General features: G+C 55.3%; 14 protein-coding genes. 9 read left to right on the top strand and 5 right to left on the bottom strand.

Annotation, left to right across the window (positions count from 1 at the left end; all coding sequences use genetic code 11):
- The 4 genes from QJQ48_RS07800 to QJQ48_RS07785 form a co-directional block, all read right to left on the bottom strand.
- Positions 1-328 (bottom strand): T4 family baseplate hub assembly chaperone (locus QJQ48_RS07800; protein WP_487247696.1); only part of this gene is annotated, 328 nt, incomplete at its 3' end.
- Positions 329-330: 2 nt separating this feature from the next.
- Positions 331-855, bottom strand: a complete 525-nt coding sequence (locus QJQ48_RS07795) for a phage tail protein (protein WP_346290643.1) — start codon at positions 853-855, stop codon at positions 331-333.
- Between the two features lie 108 nt (positions 856-963).
- Positions 964-3,606 carry a phage tail sheath family protein gene (locus QJQ48_RS07790; RefSeq protein WP_346290642.1) on the bottom strand — a complete coding sequence of 881 codons (2,643 nt, stop codon included), beginning with the start codon at positions 3,604-3,606 and terminating at the stop codon, positions 964-966.
- A 346-nt stretch (positions 3,607-3,952) separates the two neighbouring features.
- Positions 3,953-4,306: a HesB/IscA family protein gene (locus tag QJQ48_RS07785; RefSeq protein ID WP_346290641.1), complete on the bottom strand. Its 354-nt coding sequence runs from the start codon at positions 4,304-4,306 to the stop codon at positions 3,953-3,955.
- A 321-nt stretch (positions 4,307-4,627) separates the two neighbouring features.
- Here QJQ48_RS07785 and QJQ48_RS07780 point away from each other — a divergent pair, with 321 nt between their 5' ends.
- The 4 genes from QJQ48_RS07780 (at position 4,628) to QJQ48_RS07765 (ending at position 10,328) form a co-directional block, all read left to right on the top strand.
- Positions 4,628-6,331: a DUF6930 domain-containing protein gene (locus QJQ48_RS07780; RefSeq protein ID WP_346290640.1), complete on the top strand. Its 1,704-nt coding sequence runs from the start codon at positions 4,628-4,630 to the stop codon at positions 6,329-6,331.
- Positions 6,332-6,430: 99 nt separating this feature from the next.
- A complete protein-coding gene (gene zds, locus QJQ48_RS07775) occupies positions 6,431-7,867 on the top strand; it encodes a 9,9'-di-cis-zeta-carotene desaturase (RefSeq protein ID WP_346290639.1) in 1,437 nt (478 codons plus the stop codon).
- 3 nt (positions 7,868-7,870) lie between these two features.
- On the top strand, positions 7,871-8,317 hold the full coding sequence (locus tag QJQ48_RS07770) for an SRPBCC family protein (protein WP_346290638.1): 447 nt from the start codon (positions 7,871-7,873) through the stop codon (positions 8,315-8,317).
- Positions 8,318-8,324: 7 nt separating this feature from the next.
- Entirely contained in the window at positions 8,325-10,328 is a 2,004-nt protein-coding gene (locus tag QJQ48_RS07765; protein ID WP_346290637.1) for a DNA methyltransferase family protein, read from the top strand.
- Here the strand turns inward: QJQ48_RS07765 and coaE are convergent.
- A complete protein-coding gene (gene coaE / locus QJQ48_RS07760; protein ID WP_346290636.1) occupies positions 10,316-10,900 on the bottom strand; it encodes a dephospho-CoA kinase in 585 nt (194 codons plus the stop codon). The two genes, QJQ48_RS07765 and coaE, sit on opposite strands and share 13 nt — an antisense overlap.
- Before the next feature lie 84 nt (positions 10,901-10,984).
- On the opposite strand from coaE, the gene QJQ48_RS07755 reads away from it, so the two are divergent.
- The 5 genes from QJQ48_RS07755 to QJQ48_RS07735 all read left to right on the top strand — a co-directional run bounded on the left by QJQ48_RS07755 (position 10,985) and on the right by QJQ48_RS07735 (position 16,501).
- Entirely contained in the window at positions 10,985-11,434 is a 450-nt protein-coding gene (locus QJQ48_RS07755) for an SRPBCC family protein (protein WP_346290635.1), read from the top strand.
- Positions 11,435-12,143: 709 nt separating this feature from the next.
- Positions 12,144-13,211 carry a hypothetical protein gene (locus QJQ48_RS07750; protein WP_346290634.1) on the top strand — a complete coding sequence of 356 codons (1,068 nt, stop codon included), beginning with the start codon at positions 12,144-12,146 and terminating at the stop codon, positions 13,209-13,211.
- 15 nt (positions 13,212-13,226) lie between these two features.
- Positions 13,227-14,027 carry a zinc-dependent metalloprotease family protein gene (locus QJQ48_RS07745; RefSeq protein ID WP_346290633.1) on the top strand — a complete coding sequence of 267 codons (801 nt, stop codon included), beginning with the start codon at positions 13,227-13,229 and terminating at the stop codon, positions 14,025-14,027.
- Between the two features lie 3 nt (positions 14,028-14,030).
- Entirely contained in the window at positions 14,031-15,050 is a 1,020-nt protein-coding gene (locus QJQ48_RS07740; RefSeq protein ID WP_346290632.1) for a HEAT repeat domain-containing protein, read from the top strand.
- Between the two features lie 194 nt (positions 15,051-15,244).
- Entirely contained in the window at positions 15,245-16,501 is a 1,257-nt protein-coding gene (locus QJQ48_RS07735; protein WP_346290631.1) for an SUMF1/EgtB/PvdO family nonheme iron enzyme, read from the top strand.
- The last annotated feature ends 67 nt before the right edge of the window (positions 16,502-16,568 follow it).

The following is a 16,568-nucleotide window of genomic DNA, read 5'->3' as shown; positions in this document are numbered from 1 at the left end:
GCAGCCGAAAGTCTACCCTATAGCCCGCTGTTTCCACCGTCAGCGGCAGGTCAGCGGCGGGTTGACGCACATCGGCAACCGTAAACGCCAGCTCTAGGCGATCGCCGCAGTGGGGGCAGGTGGCAACGCTGACAATTCGGGGGCCAAAGAGCTGTTCCCGCAGGTTTAGCAGCAGCCCGTCCCGCTGGCCCAGACTGAGCCGGGCGAGCTGCGGCCAGCCTTGCTCCGGATAGGCGGCGGCCAGCAGCAGCAGCGCCCGCTGGTAATCTGGCTGGGAGAGTCCTTGTTCCCAGAGCGTCAGCAGTTCGGCAGCAGAGAGCGATCCCATGACTAAGCCGGTTCAACGAAACTAGGCTCGGTTGGCTCAGTCACGTCAAGGTCGCGCTCCCACCCTTCGTTTTGCAGCGTCAGCATTTGAATCGCCACGGCGTTGGCGCTGGCGTCGAGTTCGGGAAAAGCCTGGTATTCCGACACCCAACAGCGATAGACCTTATAGGCGATCGCCACCTGCCCAGCTTCGTTCATCATTTCGATAATGATGTCTTTGCGAAAGTCTTTGAGCGAAACTTCAGCGCCCAGTCCAGAGCCATAGTTCCAGACCTTGTTGGCCCACTGCTCAAAGTCCTTGTCATGGGTGACGCCGCGCTCTAGGGCGATCGGCTCGTACTTGCTCTGACCGGGAGATTTGCGGACGGTGCTGGGGTCGCCGCCTTCCCGGTGTTCCACGACTTCGGTGGTGCGCTTGAGGGCACCGACTTTGCTGATACCCGCCACATAGCGCCCGTCCCATTTGACCCGAAACTTGAAGTTTTTATAGGGGTCAAAGCGTTCAGCATTGACACTAAACTGCGCCATAATGCGCTCCTCCTGCTGTGTTCTGCCAAGAATTTTTGAGGGGTTAGCAACTCAGAGAAAACACGCTTACCGCTCCATCACATCCGTTAGGTAAGACCCACTAGCCACCTAAGTTTGAATCTGGCCTGCCAGCTGCTGCAGTTGAATAAAGACAAACTCAGCGGGCTTCAGCGGCGCAAAACCGACCAAAATGTTGACAATGCCGCGATCGATATCGTTCTGCGTCGTGGTTTCTTTGTCGCACTTCACCAGGTAAGCCTGGCGTGGCGTCTGCCCTTGAAAAGCCCCCTGACGGAATAGGGTATTCATAAACGCGCCGACATTGAGGCGAATCTGGGCCCACAGCGGCTCGTCGTTAGGTTCAAATACTACCCACTTCAGGCCCCTGAACAAAGTCTCTTCAATGAACAGCGCCAGCCGCCGCACCGGCACGTATTTGTATTCCGAACCGATGGCGTCAGCACCGTCTAGGGTACGGGCACCCCAGCAGATCGTGCCGTAGATGGGGAACGTGCGCAGACAGTTAATCGCCAGCGGATTGAGGGTGCCATTTTCGGCATCGGTGAGCGTCGTTTCCAGCTTGAAGACGTTGCTGAGGGTGGCTTCCGTACCGGCGGGGGCTTTCCAGACGCCGCGATCGCTGTCGGTGCGGGCATAGAGTCCGGCAATAGTGCCGCTAGCGCCGACTGACCTCAGTTTGAAGTCATTCAGCGGATCGGGTATGAAGACGCGGGGGAAATAGAGCGCTGCGTTGCGACTGCGCAAATTATTGTTGGCATCAAGCCAGTTTTTCACCTCCTGCACTTCATCTACACCCGTTGGCGTATCGATCAGCAAGAAAGCTCGGCGCTCTTCGCAAAAGTCTCTGGCCGCAGCCAATACGGCAAAGGCATCCGTGGCCGAGAGACTCTCAGCGCCAGCGGTCATAGCGGTTCTGGGAATACAGAGGATATTGAACAGATCCACGTCTCGCAGGGCATTCATGCCTGTTTTAGCCGCAGAGTTGCCGATCAGGGCCAGGCCGTCAGGCAGGTTGCCATTAGCGCCGACGGTACTCATGCCCTGGGCGGTACTGGCGATCGCCCCGCCTGCTCCCAGAGCATAGCGCTGCACGTTAGCCACGGCGGTATCTAATCCCAGCTCAGTCACCGTTGAGCTGTCTATCACCGGGGCCGTCACTGCCACGCTTTCTGCCGCCGTTCCCGACAAAATGACCAAGCGCCCCGGCCCGACCTCGTAGGTAGCTACGCGGGCCGCGGTAAAGCTGGCTGCGGCATCTGCGCCGCGAATAGCGGTTTCTAACGCGGCAGCGATCGCCGCCAAGGTATTTGCCCCTGCCGCTAGGGTGGCTGTCGTCGCCGCCCCTCCCCCAAAGGCGATATCAATGCTGTCTCCGACGGCAACTGCCGGAATGGACAAAATCTCAGCCGAAACAAGAGCTTCAATGCTAACGGCGGCAGCGCCTAAGCCCAAGTCGTTAACCAGAGTATCAGTCCCGGACTGGCTGAAACTCACAGCCGTTGCCGCTGCTCCTGCCAGCACAATTAGACGTTCCTCTGGCACGCCAGCATCGCGGTAAACCAAAACCCGCGCATTGGCAAACGCTGCCGCGTCTGCTGCGGCTCCCGGATCGGCGGAGGCCGCCCGGATCCGGGTTTCCAACTCAGCGCGAGCCTGATCTAGGCTGCTCATGTCGGCGAGGCTGAGGGGGATCGGCCCGCTGCCGCCCATCGTCACTTCTAGCTGACCGTTCAGCGGCCAGGCCACACTGCTGAGATCGTCAGACAAGACACCGGCTCGCGCTGTGCCTGCCAGTAAGCCCAAGCTGGCGGCAGTGGGGTCGCTGGCGGCGGAGAAGGTGACGCGATCGCTAGCCCCCGTCGGGCCTGCTAGAATTCTCAGCCTGTCATCCACGATGGCAACCGTAGCTTGGGAGAAAGCCTTCAGGTCGGGGCGAGCAGCATGAATAGCCGCCTCTAGCAAAGTTCGCGCCTCCGCCAGGGAGTTGGGCGTAGCGGCAAGGCGGGCAATGCCTGGCTGACTGCCTATCATGATGCCAAGCTGACGACTGGGATTGGTGATTGGCGGAAATGGGCTCAGCACGCCCGATAAAGTACCCGTTTGCAGCGGACGCGCACCGCCAGCCGCCGTCACTCTGACCAGCTTAGAGCCGGAAAATTCATCATTGACGATCGCGGCAACGAAACGAGCCGGATCGGTAGCATCCATCGTCAGGCCGTTGAACACCTCCGATCGCACTACCGTTTCCTGACCGTTGACCACCGCCACCAGAGCAACCGTCAGCGTGAAGCGATCGCCTGAAACCGGCGTGGGATAGTCAATATCGACTCGCAGATTGTTGCCCCAAGTACCGGGATTGATCAAATTAGGATGGGTGGCCGGGTCAAGCTGGCCGGCCTGCACCGTCAGCGCCGTTGCCCCCCCCACGCTGGCCTGAATTTGCACATCGGCAGCCGCTACGCCGTCGCCCGCCGTACGCACGACCCAGGCTTCAGTGCCGCCGTTCAGGAAAAACTGCTGAATTGCATAGCTGGCTTCACTGCGGCGATTGAGGCCACCAAACTCACGCTCAAAGTCGCCCATGCTGAAGATTTGGACGGCCCGGTTCATCAAGCCTTGAGAAAAGTAGCCCACAAAAGCGGCAATCGAGGTGGCGACCCCGGTAATCGTACGGACACCACTGGGAATCTCCTCAACGTAAACGCCAGGATAGGTCGGAGTAATCGGCATGGGACGCTCTCCTAATTTAAGTACGACACCGCCAAGCCATCGAAATCAAAACAGGTATTGCAATTGAAGGTGATATCTGGCCTAATATGCTGCGATCGCCAGAATTCCCGACTCGGATTGAAGCTGGTAGATGAGCCTCTCTACTCAGCCATGAAAGCAATTTCTCAATGAAGGAACCACAAATTGTAAGAAACAACCACTATTCGTAAAAAAAGATCATCTAATTCAGGGCCACTGTCCCGCAGGCGATCGCCCATAAAAAATCCAGGCCAGCGGCCTGGATCTAAATCAATATTTAACTGGCTAAGGCTGGGATCTTGCCCGGCGCTAGCGCCAAAATCAGAGCTTAAGCCCCAAAGGATTTGCCGCAGCCACAGGTCTGGTTAGCATTGGGATTGGTGAACTGAAACCCACCGCCAATCAGGGCATCGCTGTAGTCTAGAACCAGCCCGTAGAGATAGAGCAGGCTTTTGCGATCGCAAATCACCTTGAAGCCTTCGTAGTCGTACACTTCGTCCTGCTCGGTAATACTGTCAGGCGCAGCAAAATCCATCATATAGCTCATGCCAGAACAGCCGCCCTGACGCACCCCTACGCGCAAACAGAGATCCTTTCCCTGGCTCTGGCGCAGATTGAGCACGTGCTGGAGCGCCGTCTCTGTCATCTGAATGCCTTTTTTAGGTTGGGTTGCTTGTGTCATCGGGTTCTATAAAAATTCCTTTCAGCTATCGATTCAAGTTAGGCTATGTCTGAGCCGGAGTTCAACCTTAGACCTTAAACAGTTAGAATCACTGCACACCTATTTTTCTAGGATAGCCTAGAGCATAGGAATTGTTCTGATAGCCAATTAATCCATTGGCCCCTCCAGCCATTAAATAAATTTATATTGTGACTGAAAAGGTTCTATTCCTAAAGCCGCTAAAGCCCTTTTTGCTTGCCGATTTTGGCCAGATTTATCACCTTTTATCGCTTGCCTAATTGAGCCATTTAAGACATTACTGATTGTTAAGTCATCTGCTTTATGAGTTCGCTGAATCGATTTACCAGCCGTCGCCTCAATCGTCTGCCAAAACTGCCAGGAGTTTGGGAGGGCGATCGCCGTCACCTAGAAGCCGGGGCCTTGGCTGATGAAGCTGACGCTATGGCCAGTCCCACCGAGGGAGACTGTATCCTGTGGGTTGATGGCACCCAGGGAGTGGTTCGATCTATCAGCGTCGTGCCGACAGATACCGGCCATGAAGCCGTTGTCAGGGCCTTAATTCAGGCGATCGAGCATCCGCAAGGCCCCGCCGATCCGGGCCGTCCTCAAAAGATTGTCGTACGCGATCGCGAAATTCACTTTTTCCTGCGCGGTGCCCTGCAGGAACTTGATATCGGCATTGACTACGTGCCCAGCCTGCCGCTGATTGACGAGATTTTTGCCGGGCTGATGCAGTACGTGCAGCAGAGCGCTCCCGAACTGCCCGAAGTCTATGCCGAGCGTCTACTAGAGCGGGCCAATCAGCTCTGGCAGGACGGGCCTTGGAACGTGCTCAACGAGCAGCAAATTGTTGCCATAGAAATTAACCGCTGGGATATTCAAACCCTATATCTATCTGTTTTGGGTATGGCCGGGGTTGAATATGGCGTCCTTATGTATCGCTCCCTCGACTCGCTCAAGCAGTTTCGCCAGCGAGTCCTTAGCGTCCAGGAGTCTGCCAAGCAGCTACAGCAGGCATTTCTAGAGCAAGACTGCTTATTTATCAACTACTCTCCCGTTGAGGCAGAGGAAGATATGCCACCGGCAATGGCTGAGTTTTCGTCGCTCTGGCAGGGCATTCCTCCGGCTGCGGTTGAACCAGAGTTTGGCAGCCTGCACCCTTTAGAAGGTTTGCGCAGTACCCTAGCCGCCGAGGAAGCCGCCATTACGCTAGTCGCCCTAGAAGCCTTTCACCGCTTCATGAACAAGCACTACCGTACCTTTGAGCGCTCCGATTTTCCCGCCCTGACAGAAAAATTCCGCATTCCCAATCCCGAAGCTGACAAAAAACCGGCCACCATCAGCGTCACGGTCAGAACGCTGCCCGATGTAGCCGAACAGTTGACCCAAGACACCGAGGCGGCAGCCAACCTCGATCCGACAGAGTTGCTGACGGCAGGCATGAGCGGGCCGGTTCTGCGCGATGACTACGTGCCGGAAGGCTCTATCATCATCCTGCGGCCAATTCCGCTCCAGTGGATCGAGCTGATCAAAACCAATCCTAAGGCTTACTATCAGCCGGCTTTGTCCAAGGGCGAAGCGGCTGACCTCACCGCTCACAGTGAAGAAGTTCCCGTCGTTTTGATCCAAACCTCGCGGCCCAAGGCGCAAAGCCTAATTCAGGATCTCAAACAGGCCGAGGGGGTGCGTTCAGTCTGCTTTAATTCCGGCAGCGATCCGATGTCAGGGCAGCAGTTTGACTTGGGGCTACTGCAGACGGGAGATGGCGAATTTCACCTGTTTGGTGAATTTATCAAGGGGGACAAAGCGGACGAGCGCCGCATGAAGGCCTGGCGGCAGTGGCAGGAGAAGAATCAGGGCCGCTGTGGTGTCGTGATTGCCGCAGGCGTTACCGGCGCAGCTAGAGGCAATCCAGAACCCAAGCACCTGATGGCTCTGTTTGAAGCCCAATCGCGATCGCCGGAAGAATTGAACCTCAGACCGCTGCAGCTCCAGTTTGCGCCAGACTGGGACACAGAATTTTAAATTTTCCCGCCGAGCCGCTTTTTAACCGCCATAAGCGCTCAGAAAAGTCAGTAAAAATATTAAAATGTGTGAAGCCAACGTTCATAAAACAGGTTAAGAATGCGAGTTGCGATTGTCGGCGCGGGTCTAGCAGGTCTAGCTACAGCAGTAGATTTAGCCGATGCCGGACATGAAGTCGAAATTTTTGAGTCCCGTCCCTTTGTCGGCGGCAAGGTAGGCAGTTGGATAGATAAAGACGGCAACCACGTAGAAATGGGGCTGCACGTCTTTTTTGGCTGCTACTACAACCTGTTTGCCCTGATGGAACGGGTGGGAGCAGGGCAAAATCTGCGGCTCAAAGAGCATACCCACACCTTCGTCAATCGCGGTGGTCAGACGGGTGCCCTTGACTTTCGCTTCATCACGGGTGCTCCCTTCAACGGTCTCAAGGCATTTTTCACCACCTCTCAGCTTTCGGTGCAGGACAAGGCCCAAAACGCGATCGCCCTGGGGACTAGCCCCATCGTGCGGGGACTGGTGGACTTCAACGGCGCTATGAAGCAGATCCGCGAGCTGGACAAAGTTAGCTTTGCGGACTGGTTCCGCCGGCATGGCGGCTCTAACGGCAGCCTCAAGCGCATGTGGAATCCGATTGCCTATGCCTTAGGCTTCATCGACACCGAAAATATTTCGGCCCGCTGCATGTTAACCATTTTCATGTTCTTTGCGGCTAAGTCAGAAGCCTCAGTGCTGCGGATGCTAGAAGGCTCTCCGGCGGAGTATTTGCACCAGCCCATTGTGAACTATCTGGAGGCGCGGGGCGCTCAAATTCATCTGCGCCGCAATGTGCGGCAGATTCTCTTCACCCATGAGAAGGGACAGTTCGAGGTGACGGGGCTGGAAATTGCCAAAGGGGATGAGAGCGAAACCGTCACGGCAGATGCCTATGTCTGCGCCTGTGACGTGCCGGGGATTCAGCGGTTGCTGCCGGCCGCTTGGCGATCGCTGCCAGAATTTGACAATATCTACCAGCTAGAGGCTGTTCCCGTAGCCACCGTGCAGCTCCGCTTTGACGGCTGGGTAACTGAACTCCATGACGCTCAGGCCCGTCAGCAGCTGGAACAGGCCGCTGGCTTAGACAACCTGCTTTACACCCCCGACGCTGACTTTTCCTGCTTCGCCGACTTAGCCCTCACCAGCCCCGGCGACTACTACCGCGAGGGGGAAGGCTCCCTCTTGCAGTTGGTGCTGACTCCCGGCGATCCTTTCATCAAAAAGAGCAACGAGGAAATTGCTCACCACGTCCTGAAGCAGGTCCACGATCTGTTTCCCTCCGCCCGCGACCTCAATATGACCTGGTACAGCGTCGTGAAGCTAGCCAAGTCCCTCTACCGCGAGGCCCCCGGCATGGATCCCTACCGCCCGGCTCAAAAAACAGCTATTCCCAACTTTTTCCTGGCTGGGAGCTATACGCAGCAGGACTATATCGATAGTATGGAAGGGGCCACGCTGTCGGGCAAGCAGGCGGCGGCGGCGATTTTAGAGGCGATCGCATAAGCTATGAGCGACTGGCTAGAACACAGCGTATATGTCGATGTTGAAATTCCGGTGGAAACGGCCTGGGGGCTGTGGTCAGACCTGGAACAGATGCCCCGCTGGATGAAATGGATTGACTCAGTTCAGGTGTTGGAAGACGATCCCGATCTATCGCGCTGGAAGCTGGCCTCGCGCGGCTTTGAGTTTAGCTGGCTGTCTCGCATCACGAAGCTAGTTCCCTATCAGATTATTCAGTGGGAGTCGGTCGATGGCCTGCCCAATCGCGGCGCTATCCGCTTCTACGACCACAAGACCAATAGCACCGTCAAGCTGACGGTGGCCTATGCCATCCCCGGCCTGATTGGCAAGCTGATGGACAATCTGTTTCTAGGTCGCGTGGTAGAGTCAACGATTCAGGCTGATTTGGATCGGTTTCGGGCGTATGCCTTAGCGACTCAGGCCAAGCAATAATGGCGCGGTGGACAATTTGGCCGACCGGCAAAAATGCTACCTAGACTTTAAAGCCCAGCATGCCAATTTGATTGCGGGTATTGAGGGTATTGCTAGCAACAAAGCCCGGCACTGGTATGCGACGGTGCTGCTGGGCCGGCTAATCTTCGTGCATTTGCTGCAAAGACAGGGCTGGATTGGCAATGGGGATGAGTGGTATTTGCCAAACAAGCTGGGACAAAGCCAGCAGCAAGGGCCAGATCGGTTTTATGCCACCTTTCTTAAAGCGCTTTTCTTTCAGGGATTTTGCCTGCCCGCCGATGAACGCCCAGTCGAGGTAGGTCGCTTACTGGGTCAGGTTCCCTATTTGGGAAGCAGCCTGTTTTGGCCACACGACTTAGAAGAACAGCACCCTAAACTGCAGATTGCCGATCGCGTTTTTGAAACTCTGCTGGGCTGGTTTAGTGAAAATGCCTGGTCGCTGAGTGAAGATTCTGAGGCTACTGGGATCAATCTATCGCTGCTGGCTCAGATGTTTGAGAGGCTACTGCTAGAGCCAGTGGCGCCTTTCTACCACGAACCCGCTGCTCTACTAGCCCTGTGGCAGCGATCGCTAGCGGCTTTCGTCTTGCAGCAGGTCAATTCCCATTTTCACACGGCTTTTGAAACCGCCCCGGATCTGGCTGCCGCCTTAGACGACAAGCTGTGCAGCTACTTAATTCAGACGACTTTACCGCAGCTTTCAGTACTCGATCCGGCCTGTGGCACAGGTTCTGGCTTACTGGTAGCCCTGCGATCGCTCGTTGAGCTCTATCAGCCCGTTTTGGCCCATGCTCAAACGTCGCGATCGCCTATCTTAAGCGCCTGGACCAAATCTTTAGGCCACGATGCCGCCAGCCAGCGCTATGGCCTGAAAAAGCGGCTGCTGAGCCAGTGTATCTATGGCAGCGATCGGGCGGAGGCCGCTGTGGAAATTGCACGTTTGCAGCTTTTACTGTCGTTGGTGGCGGTAGCCCCTACTGCCAGTACGGTTGAACCGCTGCCCCACCTGGACTTCAACATCACGGCTGGAGATGCCCTGGTGGGTTTTATCCGAGTTGATGAAGCGGGCGTTGACGAGATTTCGTCCTCTAGCGCGTGGCAACGGCGGCGATCGCCCATTGTTCTCCAGGGCAATCTGCTACAGCCTCTGGCCGCCGAGTCCTACCGCACGATTTTAGCGGAGAAGAATATTAGCCTAGAACATCACCGTTCTCAAACCACCTTCATGGCTGAGATGGGTAGCTTGCCCCATTATGTGCAAGCAGAATTTTTACGCGATCGCATTGATCAGCTTAACCAGCAGGCTCAGGCCAAACTGAATCAGCTTTTGCTCAGCGACTTCAGCCAAAAATACGGCATTCAGTACCGCACATCCAGCACTGAAAACCCAAAGCGCCTATTGCAAGAAGCTGATATTGAAGCTCTCAATCCCGTCCACTGGGGCTTTCAGTTTCAGCCGATTTTAGCCGGGCAAGGAGGATTTGCCGTCATTTTGACCCATCCTCCCTGGGGCCTGGTGGGGCCGACACCAGCCGAATTCTGCCGGGAGTATGCTGACCTTCTAGCCCAAGCGCAGATTTCCGTCGAGGACTTTCTGAAGCATAGAAAATCGTTTTTAGCCGCCAATGAGGCGATCGCCGCGGCTTGGCAAGCCTATGAGAGCCGTCTAGCCTATGTGAATGAGTATCTGCGCGTCAGCGAGCAGTATGCCTATCAGAGCGTGGGCAAGTCAGCGCGGAAGCGCCTGAGTCTAGAATTTCTGTACCTAGAACGCTGTTTGCATCTGCTGCGCCCAGGCGGCTTTTGCACATTGCTGCTGCCGGCTCAAACCCCCCAAGAACCGGATGCCAAGCCTCTCTTGCAGGCGCTGCGGCAGCAAACCCATCTCGATCAAATTGTCACCTATACCAACGATCCCCCCTGGTTTGTGGGCCTCAAGCCTGCGCTCCAGTTTTGCGTGGTGGCGTTTCAAAAAGATCAAAGCGCCTGATCTATCTGCCCGTAGAGCGATCGTAAATCGCCGTCATTTGCCAGCACCACATCGGCGCGAGCCGCTTTTGCGGCCAGCGGCATCTGGCTATCGATTCTGGCTTGAGCCTGCTGGCGGGAGAGGTGATCGCGCTGTTGCAGACGCTTTAGCTGAGTCGCTTCGGCGCAAGTCACTACCCAGATTTCGCTCACCTGGTCGGTGAGATCGGCTTCAAACAGCAGCGGAATGGCGTGAACGACCGTTTGCTCAGGCGGTAACTGCTGCATGGCCGCAGCAAAGCGATGGCGCACGTAGGGATGAATCTGGGCTTCCAACCAGGCTTTTTCGGCAGCGTTGTTGAAGATAATTTCGCCCAGCTTGGCTCGGTTGAGGTGGCCGTCTGGTTGCAGAATAGCGGGGCCATAGCGCTGGGCGATCGCCTCTAGAATTGACGAGTCAGGCCGAACAGCTGCTCTGGCGTAGACATCAGCGTCAAGCACAGGGAGGTGATAGCGTTCAGCCAGATAGCGGGAAACGGTGGTTTTGCCTGTGGCAATGCCGCCAGTGAGGCCAATGATGCGTCTGGAAGTCATGAGCGTGGGGATCAATCCGCCCATAGGGTAAGCCGAAACGAGAGCAGACTGGCAATAATTGAGAAAGGTTCATGATTAACTCCCATGCAGCAGTTTGAATATTCCAGTTTGATTAATGCGCCTGTCGTGGCGGTATGGCGGTTTCATGAGCGACCTGACGTTCTAGACCTGCTGACGCCCCCCTGGCAGCCCGTTCAGGTGATTCGCCGCGAGGGAGGCTTGGCGGTAGAGGCGATTACGGAGTTTCGCTTGTTTCTAGGACCGGTTCCAATCACCTGGCTAGCGCGGCACGTGGCGTGTGAGGAATTTCGCCTGTTTACCGATATTCAAGAGCAGGGGCCGTTTGCTAGCTGGCGGCATCGGCATCTGTTTGCGTCTCAGGGGGATAAAACGCGCTTAACAGACTCAATCGAGTACAGTCTGCCGCTAGATGTCGTAACGGAGCCGCTAATGGGCTGGCTGATTCAACAGCAGTTAAAGTCTCTGTTTCGCTATCGCCACGAGGTAACGCAGAAGGAATGTCGGCAGTGGTAGATTTAGACCTCTTTTATGTCTGTGAGAGCATATTAAAAAATACAAAAAACTAAATCTTCGCTAACGTGATAAACCCTTAGTCACAGTCGAGAATTGGTTTAACTTGACATCAAAAATATTTTTTTAGGATGCGTTACGGCCATATCTGACGGCCTTTTACAGCCGGATTTTTCATCGTTAGCCAATAAAATATAGCAGCGCCTTGTTTAGGCTTGCAATGGGGACTCAGCGCTGTCAAGCTCTTACAAAATATTGGCACTGCTTCCGGAAAGCAAAGCGGTTAAACCACTTAAAGTACCCTCAAGGGTAATGACAGAGCTAAAGCTGATTTTACATACTGGGGCTAGCGCTCAAACGAGCGATCGCTGCCTAGATTGGTAATTCACTAAATTTATCACGGCATAAAGCTCATAATTTTGCCTGTGTGAGGACAATAGCTATGAGCTTAAAAAGAAGTCCGAACAATCTATTTTTTCCATTTCTTTCAAGCTTTTTCAACCAGGGAAAAAGTAATAATTGATCGAGATTGTGAGCGATTTAGCTGCAAAAGAGACCAGTAATAGCTGCGGTAATAGCTGCGATCGCGATTTAGAAAATTACCGAATAGGCTGAAGCAAAACCAGACGAAATATCACCAGAAGAATGGCTGCCTTTGGCAACCGTTCAAAACTAATTTGCAATCTCAAAAATACCGAGAGGATTAACTTCAATGGCGATATCAATTAACAGCGATACCGGCAATATTTTTGCAGGTGGCGACGGTACCGACGGCGATCTAGTGCTGCAAAATAACGATGGTCAAAATCGCATTCGCCTCGATGCGGGCGGCGGCAACGCCTGGCTAGGTGGCAACGGCGCCGATGGCGATCTCGTTTTATTCCCTAATTCTGGCAACAATACGTCTACTGGCCAAGCCTCCATTCATCTCGACGGCAACGGCGGCAACATTTTTGCCGGCGGCCAGGGAACTGACGGTGACTTAGTGTTGCGCAGCACCAGCGGCCAGAATCGGATTCGCCTCGATGCGGGCGGCGGCAATGCTTGGCTAGGCGGCAACGGCGCCGATGGCGACCTGGTTCTGTTTCGCAGTTCCGGCAACAACACGTCAACCGACCAGGCTTCAATTCATCTCGACGGCGATGGCGGCAATATCTTTGCGGGCGGCCAGGGGGCTGATGGTGATCTAGTGTTGCGCAGCACCGGCGGTCAGAATCGGATTCGCCTCGATGCCGGAGCCAGTAATCTCTGGGTTGGCGGCAACGGCGCTGACGGCGATATTGTGCTGTTCCCGGCGGGCGGTGACAATCAAACCCTAGCCCAGGCAACGATTCACCTCAACGGCGACAGCGGCGACATCATTCTGCAAAATGCCGACTGTGCCGAAGACTTTGAAGTAGAGGTTCTAGAATCTGCGGAGCCAGGAACGGTGATGGTGATCAGCCAGGATTCCCGCCTGCGCGTCAGCGACCAAGCCTATGACCAGTGCGTAGCCGGTATCGTGGCTGGAGCCGGCACGTATCGCCCCGGCATTGTTCTGGGCCGGAAGCAAGGTGAAGCCAATCATCTGCCGATCGCGCTTATGGGCCGCGTTTTCTGTAAAGTAGATGCCGATCAGGGGGCCATCAAAGTGGGTGATTTGTTAACCACTTCGTCAACCCCCGGACATGCCATGAAAGTCAGCAATCCCGTGCAGGCATTTGGGGCCGTAATTGGCAAAGCACTGCAGCCGCTGCCGTCAGGGCAAGACCTGATCCCGGTTCTAGTAGCTTTGCAGTAGGCGAGGAGGCAAAAAATGGCATCACTTAGAGAGCTGGCTAACTGTATTGAAGCACCGGCAAGCTTTTCAGTCCTGCGTGACTTTTTCGGTTTTATTCAGGAGCGAGTGCCCGCCGATCCGGCAGATCCCGCCGATCCAGACTGGCAGCAGAGCCGCGTCTCGCTGCTGCAGAGGATGCAGTTGCTGCAGGGAGACTATTACAACGTCAATGTGATAGCAGTGGGCTGGGATAACTTTACGACCAATCCAACCTTTGGCGAAATGTACGATCGCGCCGATTATGCCGTTTACCGCTCCCATGAGATCTACGCCCAGCGGTCAATCGGGGTGGGACGAGTCCGCTACTGGTACATCACGTCTGAAGACGCTGACGGTCTAGACATTCTAGACAACGACGCCGAACTGGATGAACTGGCCGATCAGTGGTCAGTTGATAATGACGGCATCGACGTTTTCATCGTCTTTATGATGAATATGGGCGGTCTGCTGGGACGCTCGGATATTTGTGGCCCCTGCGACGGCGTTGCAACCGACAGTGACGATGCGGCTTGCGATTCCCATAACCGGGATGCTTCGGTGGTCAATCCCAGAGGAGCAGAAGATTTCAATGGAAATGCAGGCTTAGGGATGGCCCGAACCTTTGCTCATGAAAATGGTCATTACCTGGGACTGCGCCATCCCAACAATCAGGCCAGCTTCCCGCTGCGGCTGATGACCCAAACCGGCTCGGCTTCGAGCCTGCGGGATTCAGTTGAGCTGACCAGCAGTGAAGGAAACACTTGCCGCAATCACTGCTCTATCCAAGAGGGCTGTTGAACCATGACTATCCAAAATCAACACGCGGATTTCATCGCGTCCAGTGAATATTCTCTAGAGGAACTACGGGCCGTTCTTTTCCAAGCGGATTACGCAACCCCATCAAAGCTGGATGACCTCACGGCCCTTTCGCTGCTGCTGACGTTCAGGTACGAAGGCAAATTTGAGGATTTGCAGCGGCTGTTGGCAGACAGGGAAAGAGACAGTCGCTTGCGGCATGGTGCAGCAGTAGGTCTTGCCAGTCTCAACCGGGATCAGGCAGAGGCCGCGCTGACGGAGGCGCTGGCGATTGAAGACCCTATCGTACTACGGGGGGTGGTGAAGGGCTTAGGCTATATCGGCAGCGATCGCAGCCTGCCCACACTACAGCGCTTCGCCCGGCAATACGGCGGTTCTCTGCAGCGGACAGCCCAGTGGGCCGCAACCCTGATTGCCTATCGGGAAGACAGCAGCGATGAGTTTAGGCTAACTCTGCCTCGCGACCTGATTGCGCCAGAGGGCGATCGCACCCATGCAGTTGAAACCCGACAGGCGACAGCCGAACTGCTGCGCCAAGTGGCTGCAGATATCCGTCAAGATCCCCTGAATATTGACCTTGCGGCTGAGGTCGGCTGGGAAATCAACTGCCTCAACAATACCTATCTGCTTTTGCTCAGCCCCACCGTTGTAGCAGAGCCGAATAGCCTCACTCAGCGCAAACTGATTGCAGGCGCACTGTTGAGCCTCGCGGCGATTGAGGAAGATCGCTGGTATCCCCGCTATTACATCCTGACCCATCCCAACACCCAGCGCGAAGGCGCTCTATTTTTAGCGGCTGGCACTGGCAAAGTTCACTACGCAGGCACCTTTCTGCAAAAAGAGAAGCAGGTAGAGTTTCAGCTAAGAGCCACTTCCCTACCCGGCGGGCGACCGCTGCAAATCGAAGGGATTCTGGCTCCGCGAACGTTCCGCATTGTCAACGCCGTCATTGCAGCAGACTTTTTCCGGCGCAATCGGCCTGTCGCTGGTAGACTGCCCGGTTAGGCGGATTCTCAGCGACTTGGATAATTAGAGCAAATGTGGGCGATCGCTCTTTTGGACACAGAGGGCGATCGCTTTTTGCCAGTATGCCGCCGATCTCTATAGCCGCGCCATTTCAGCCAATCGCTGCGGAAATTGCACCCCAGAGGGCGAAACTATAATAAGACAACCGCCAAAGAAATTTTTAGCAACCAGGCATGGCAGGCACCGCCGTAGAAGTTTTTATCTCCTACTCCCACAAAGACGAAGATCTCCGTCAGGAACTTGATGCTCACCTCAAAATTCTGGAGCGACAGGGCTACATCTCCACCTGGCACGATCGCAAAATTCTACCCGGAGACGAATGGGATAACGAAATCAGCACCTATCTGGAACAGGCAGATCTGATTCTGCTGTTAGTCAGCGCTCCCTTTCTCGCCTCTGACTACTGCTGGAATGTGGAAATCAGCCGGGCCATTGAGCGGCATGAGGCGGGGGAGGCGATCGTGGTGCCAATCATCATGCGTCCGGTGGACTGGGAGGAAGCCCCCTTCAGCAAGCTCCAGGCCATGCCCAAAAACGCCCAGCCTGTCGTCACCTGGATGCCTCAAGACTCAGCTTTTTCCGATATCACCAAGGGACTGCGACAGCGAGCCAAGCAGCTAATCGCTGCCCGCCAGAAAACTAGCAAACAGCCCGCTACTGACGATTTCATCGAAACCTTGGGCAATGGCGTCACCCTAGAAATGGTGAAAGTTCCCAGCGGTCGCTTTTGGATGGGATCTCCTGATGGTGAAGAGGAACGCAGCGACGATGAAGGCCCTCTGCATTCTGTGACGGTTCCAGCCTTTTGGCTGGGCAAGTATCCGGTGACTCAGGCCCAGTGGAGCGAGGTGGCGGCTCTACCCAAAATTAGTCACGACCTGTTGCCATTTCCTTCTCGCTTCAAGGGCAGTCAGCGCCCGGTTGAAAGCATAAGCTGGCATGAAGCGGTGGAGTTTTGCCAGCGGCTATCACAGATAACGGGGCGCACCTACCGCCTCCCCAGCGAAGCCGAATGGGAATATGCCTGCCGCGCCCGCACCACTACCCCGTTTTACTTTGGCGAAACGATTACGACGGAGCAAGCCAATTATGACGGCAACTACACCTATGGATCTGGCCCTAAAGGCAAGTATCGGCAACAAACTACGGATGTAGGTAGCTTTCCGCCTAACGCCTTCGGCCTCTATGACATGCACGGCAATGTCCGGGAGTGGTGTCACGATGTGTGGCACAGCAGCTACGAGGGTGCTCCCATTGATGGTAGTGCTTGGATAAAAGGGGGAAAGCAAGACCTTCGAATAGCTCGCGGCGGCTCCTGGGACCTCTATCCTAGGTATTGCCGTTCTGCCTATCGCAACTTCGATCTACCGGGCTCCCGCTTCAACTATGGCGGTTTTCGTGTTGTTTGTTCCGCCCCAGGGACTCTTTAGTTACCCTTTGCCCTCTAGCCCTTTTGTCCTCTGCTCTTTTTTCTTTTGCCCTCTTTGGCGCGCAGCG

It is taken from the genome of Sphaerothrix gracilis Ecp01 (assembly GCF_030405905.1).
Taxonomy (GTDB): domain Bacteria; phylum Cyanobacteriota; class Cyanobacteriia; order Phormidesmidales; family Phormidesmidaceae; genus Sphaerothrix; species Sphaerothrix gracilis.
The sequence above is the reverse complement of the archived record's forward strand: the minus strand, read 5'-3'. Positions and strand labels throughout refer to the sequence as shown.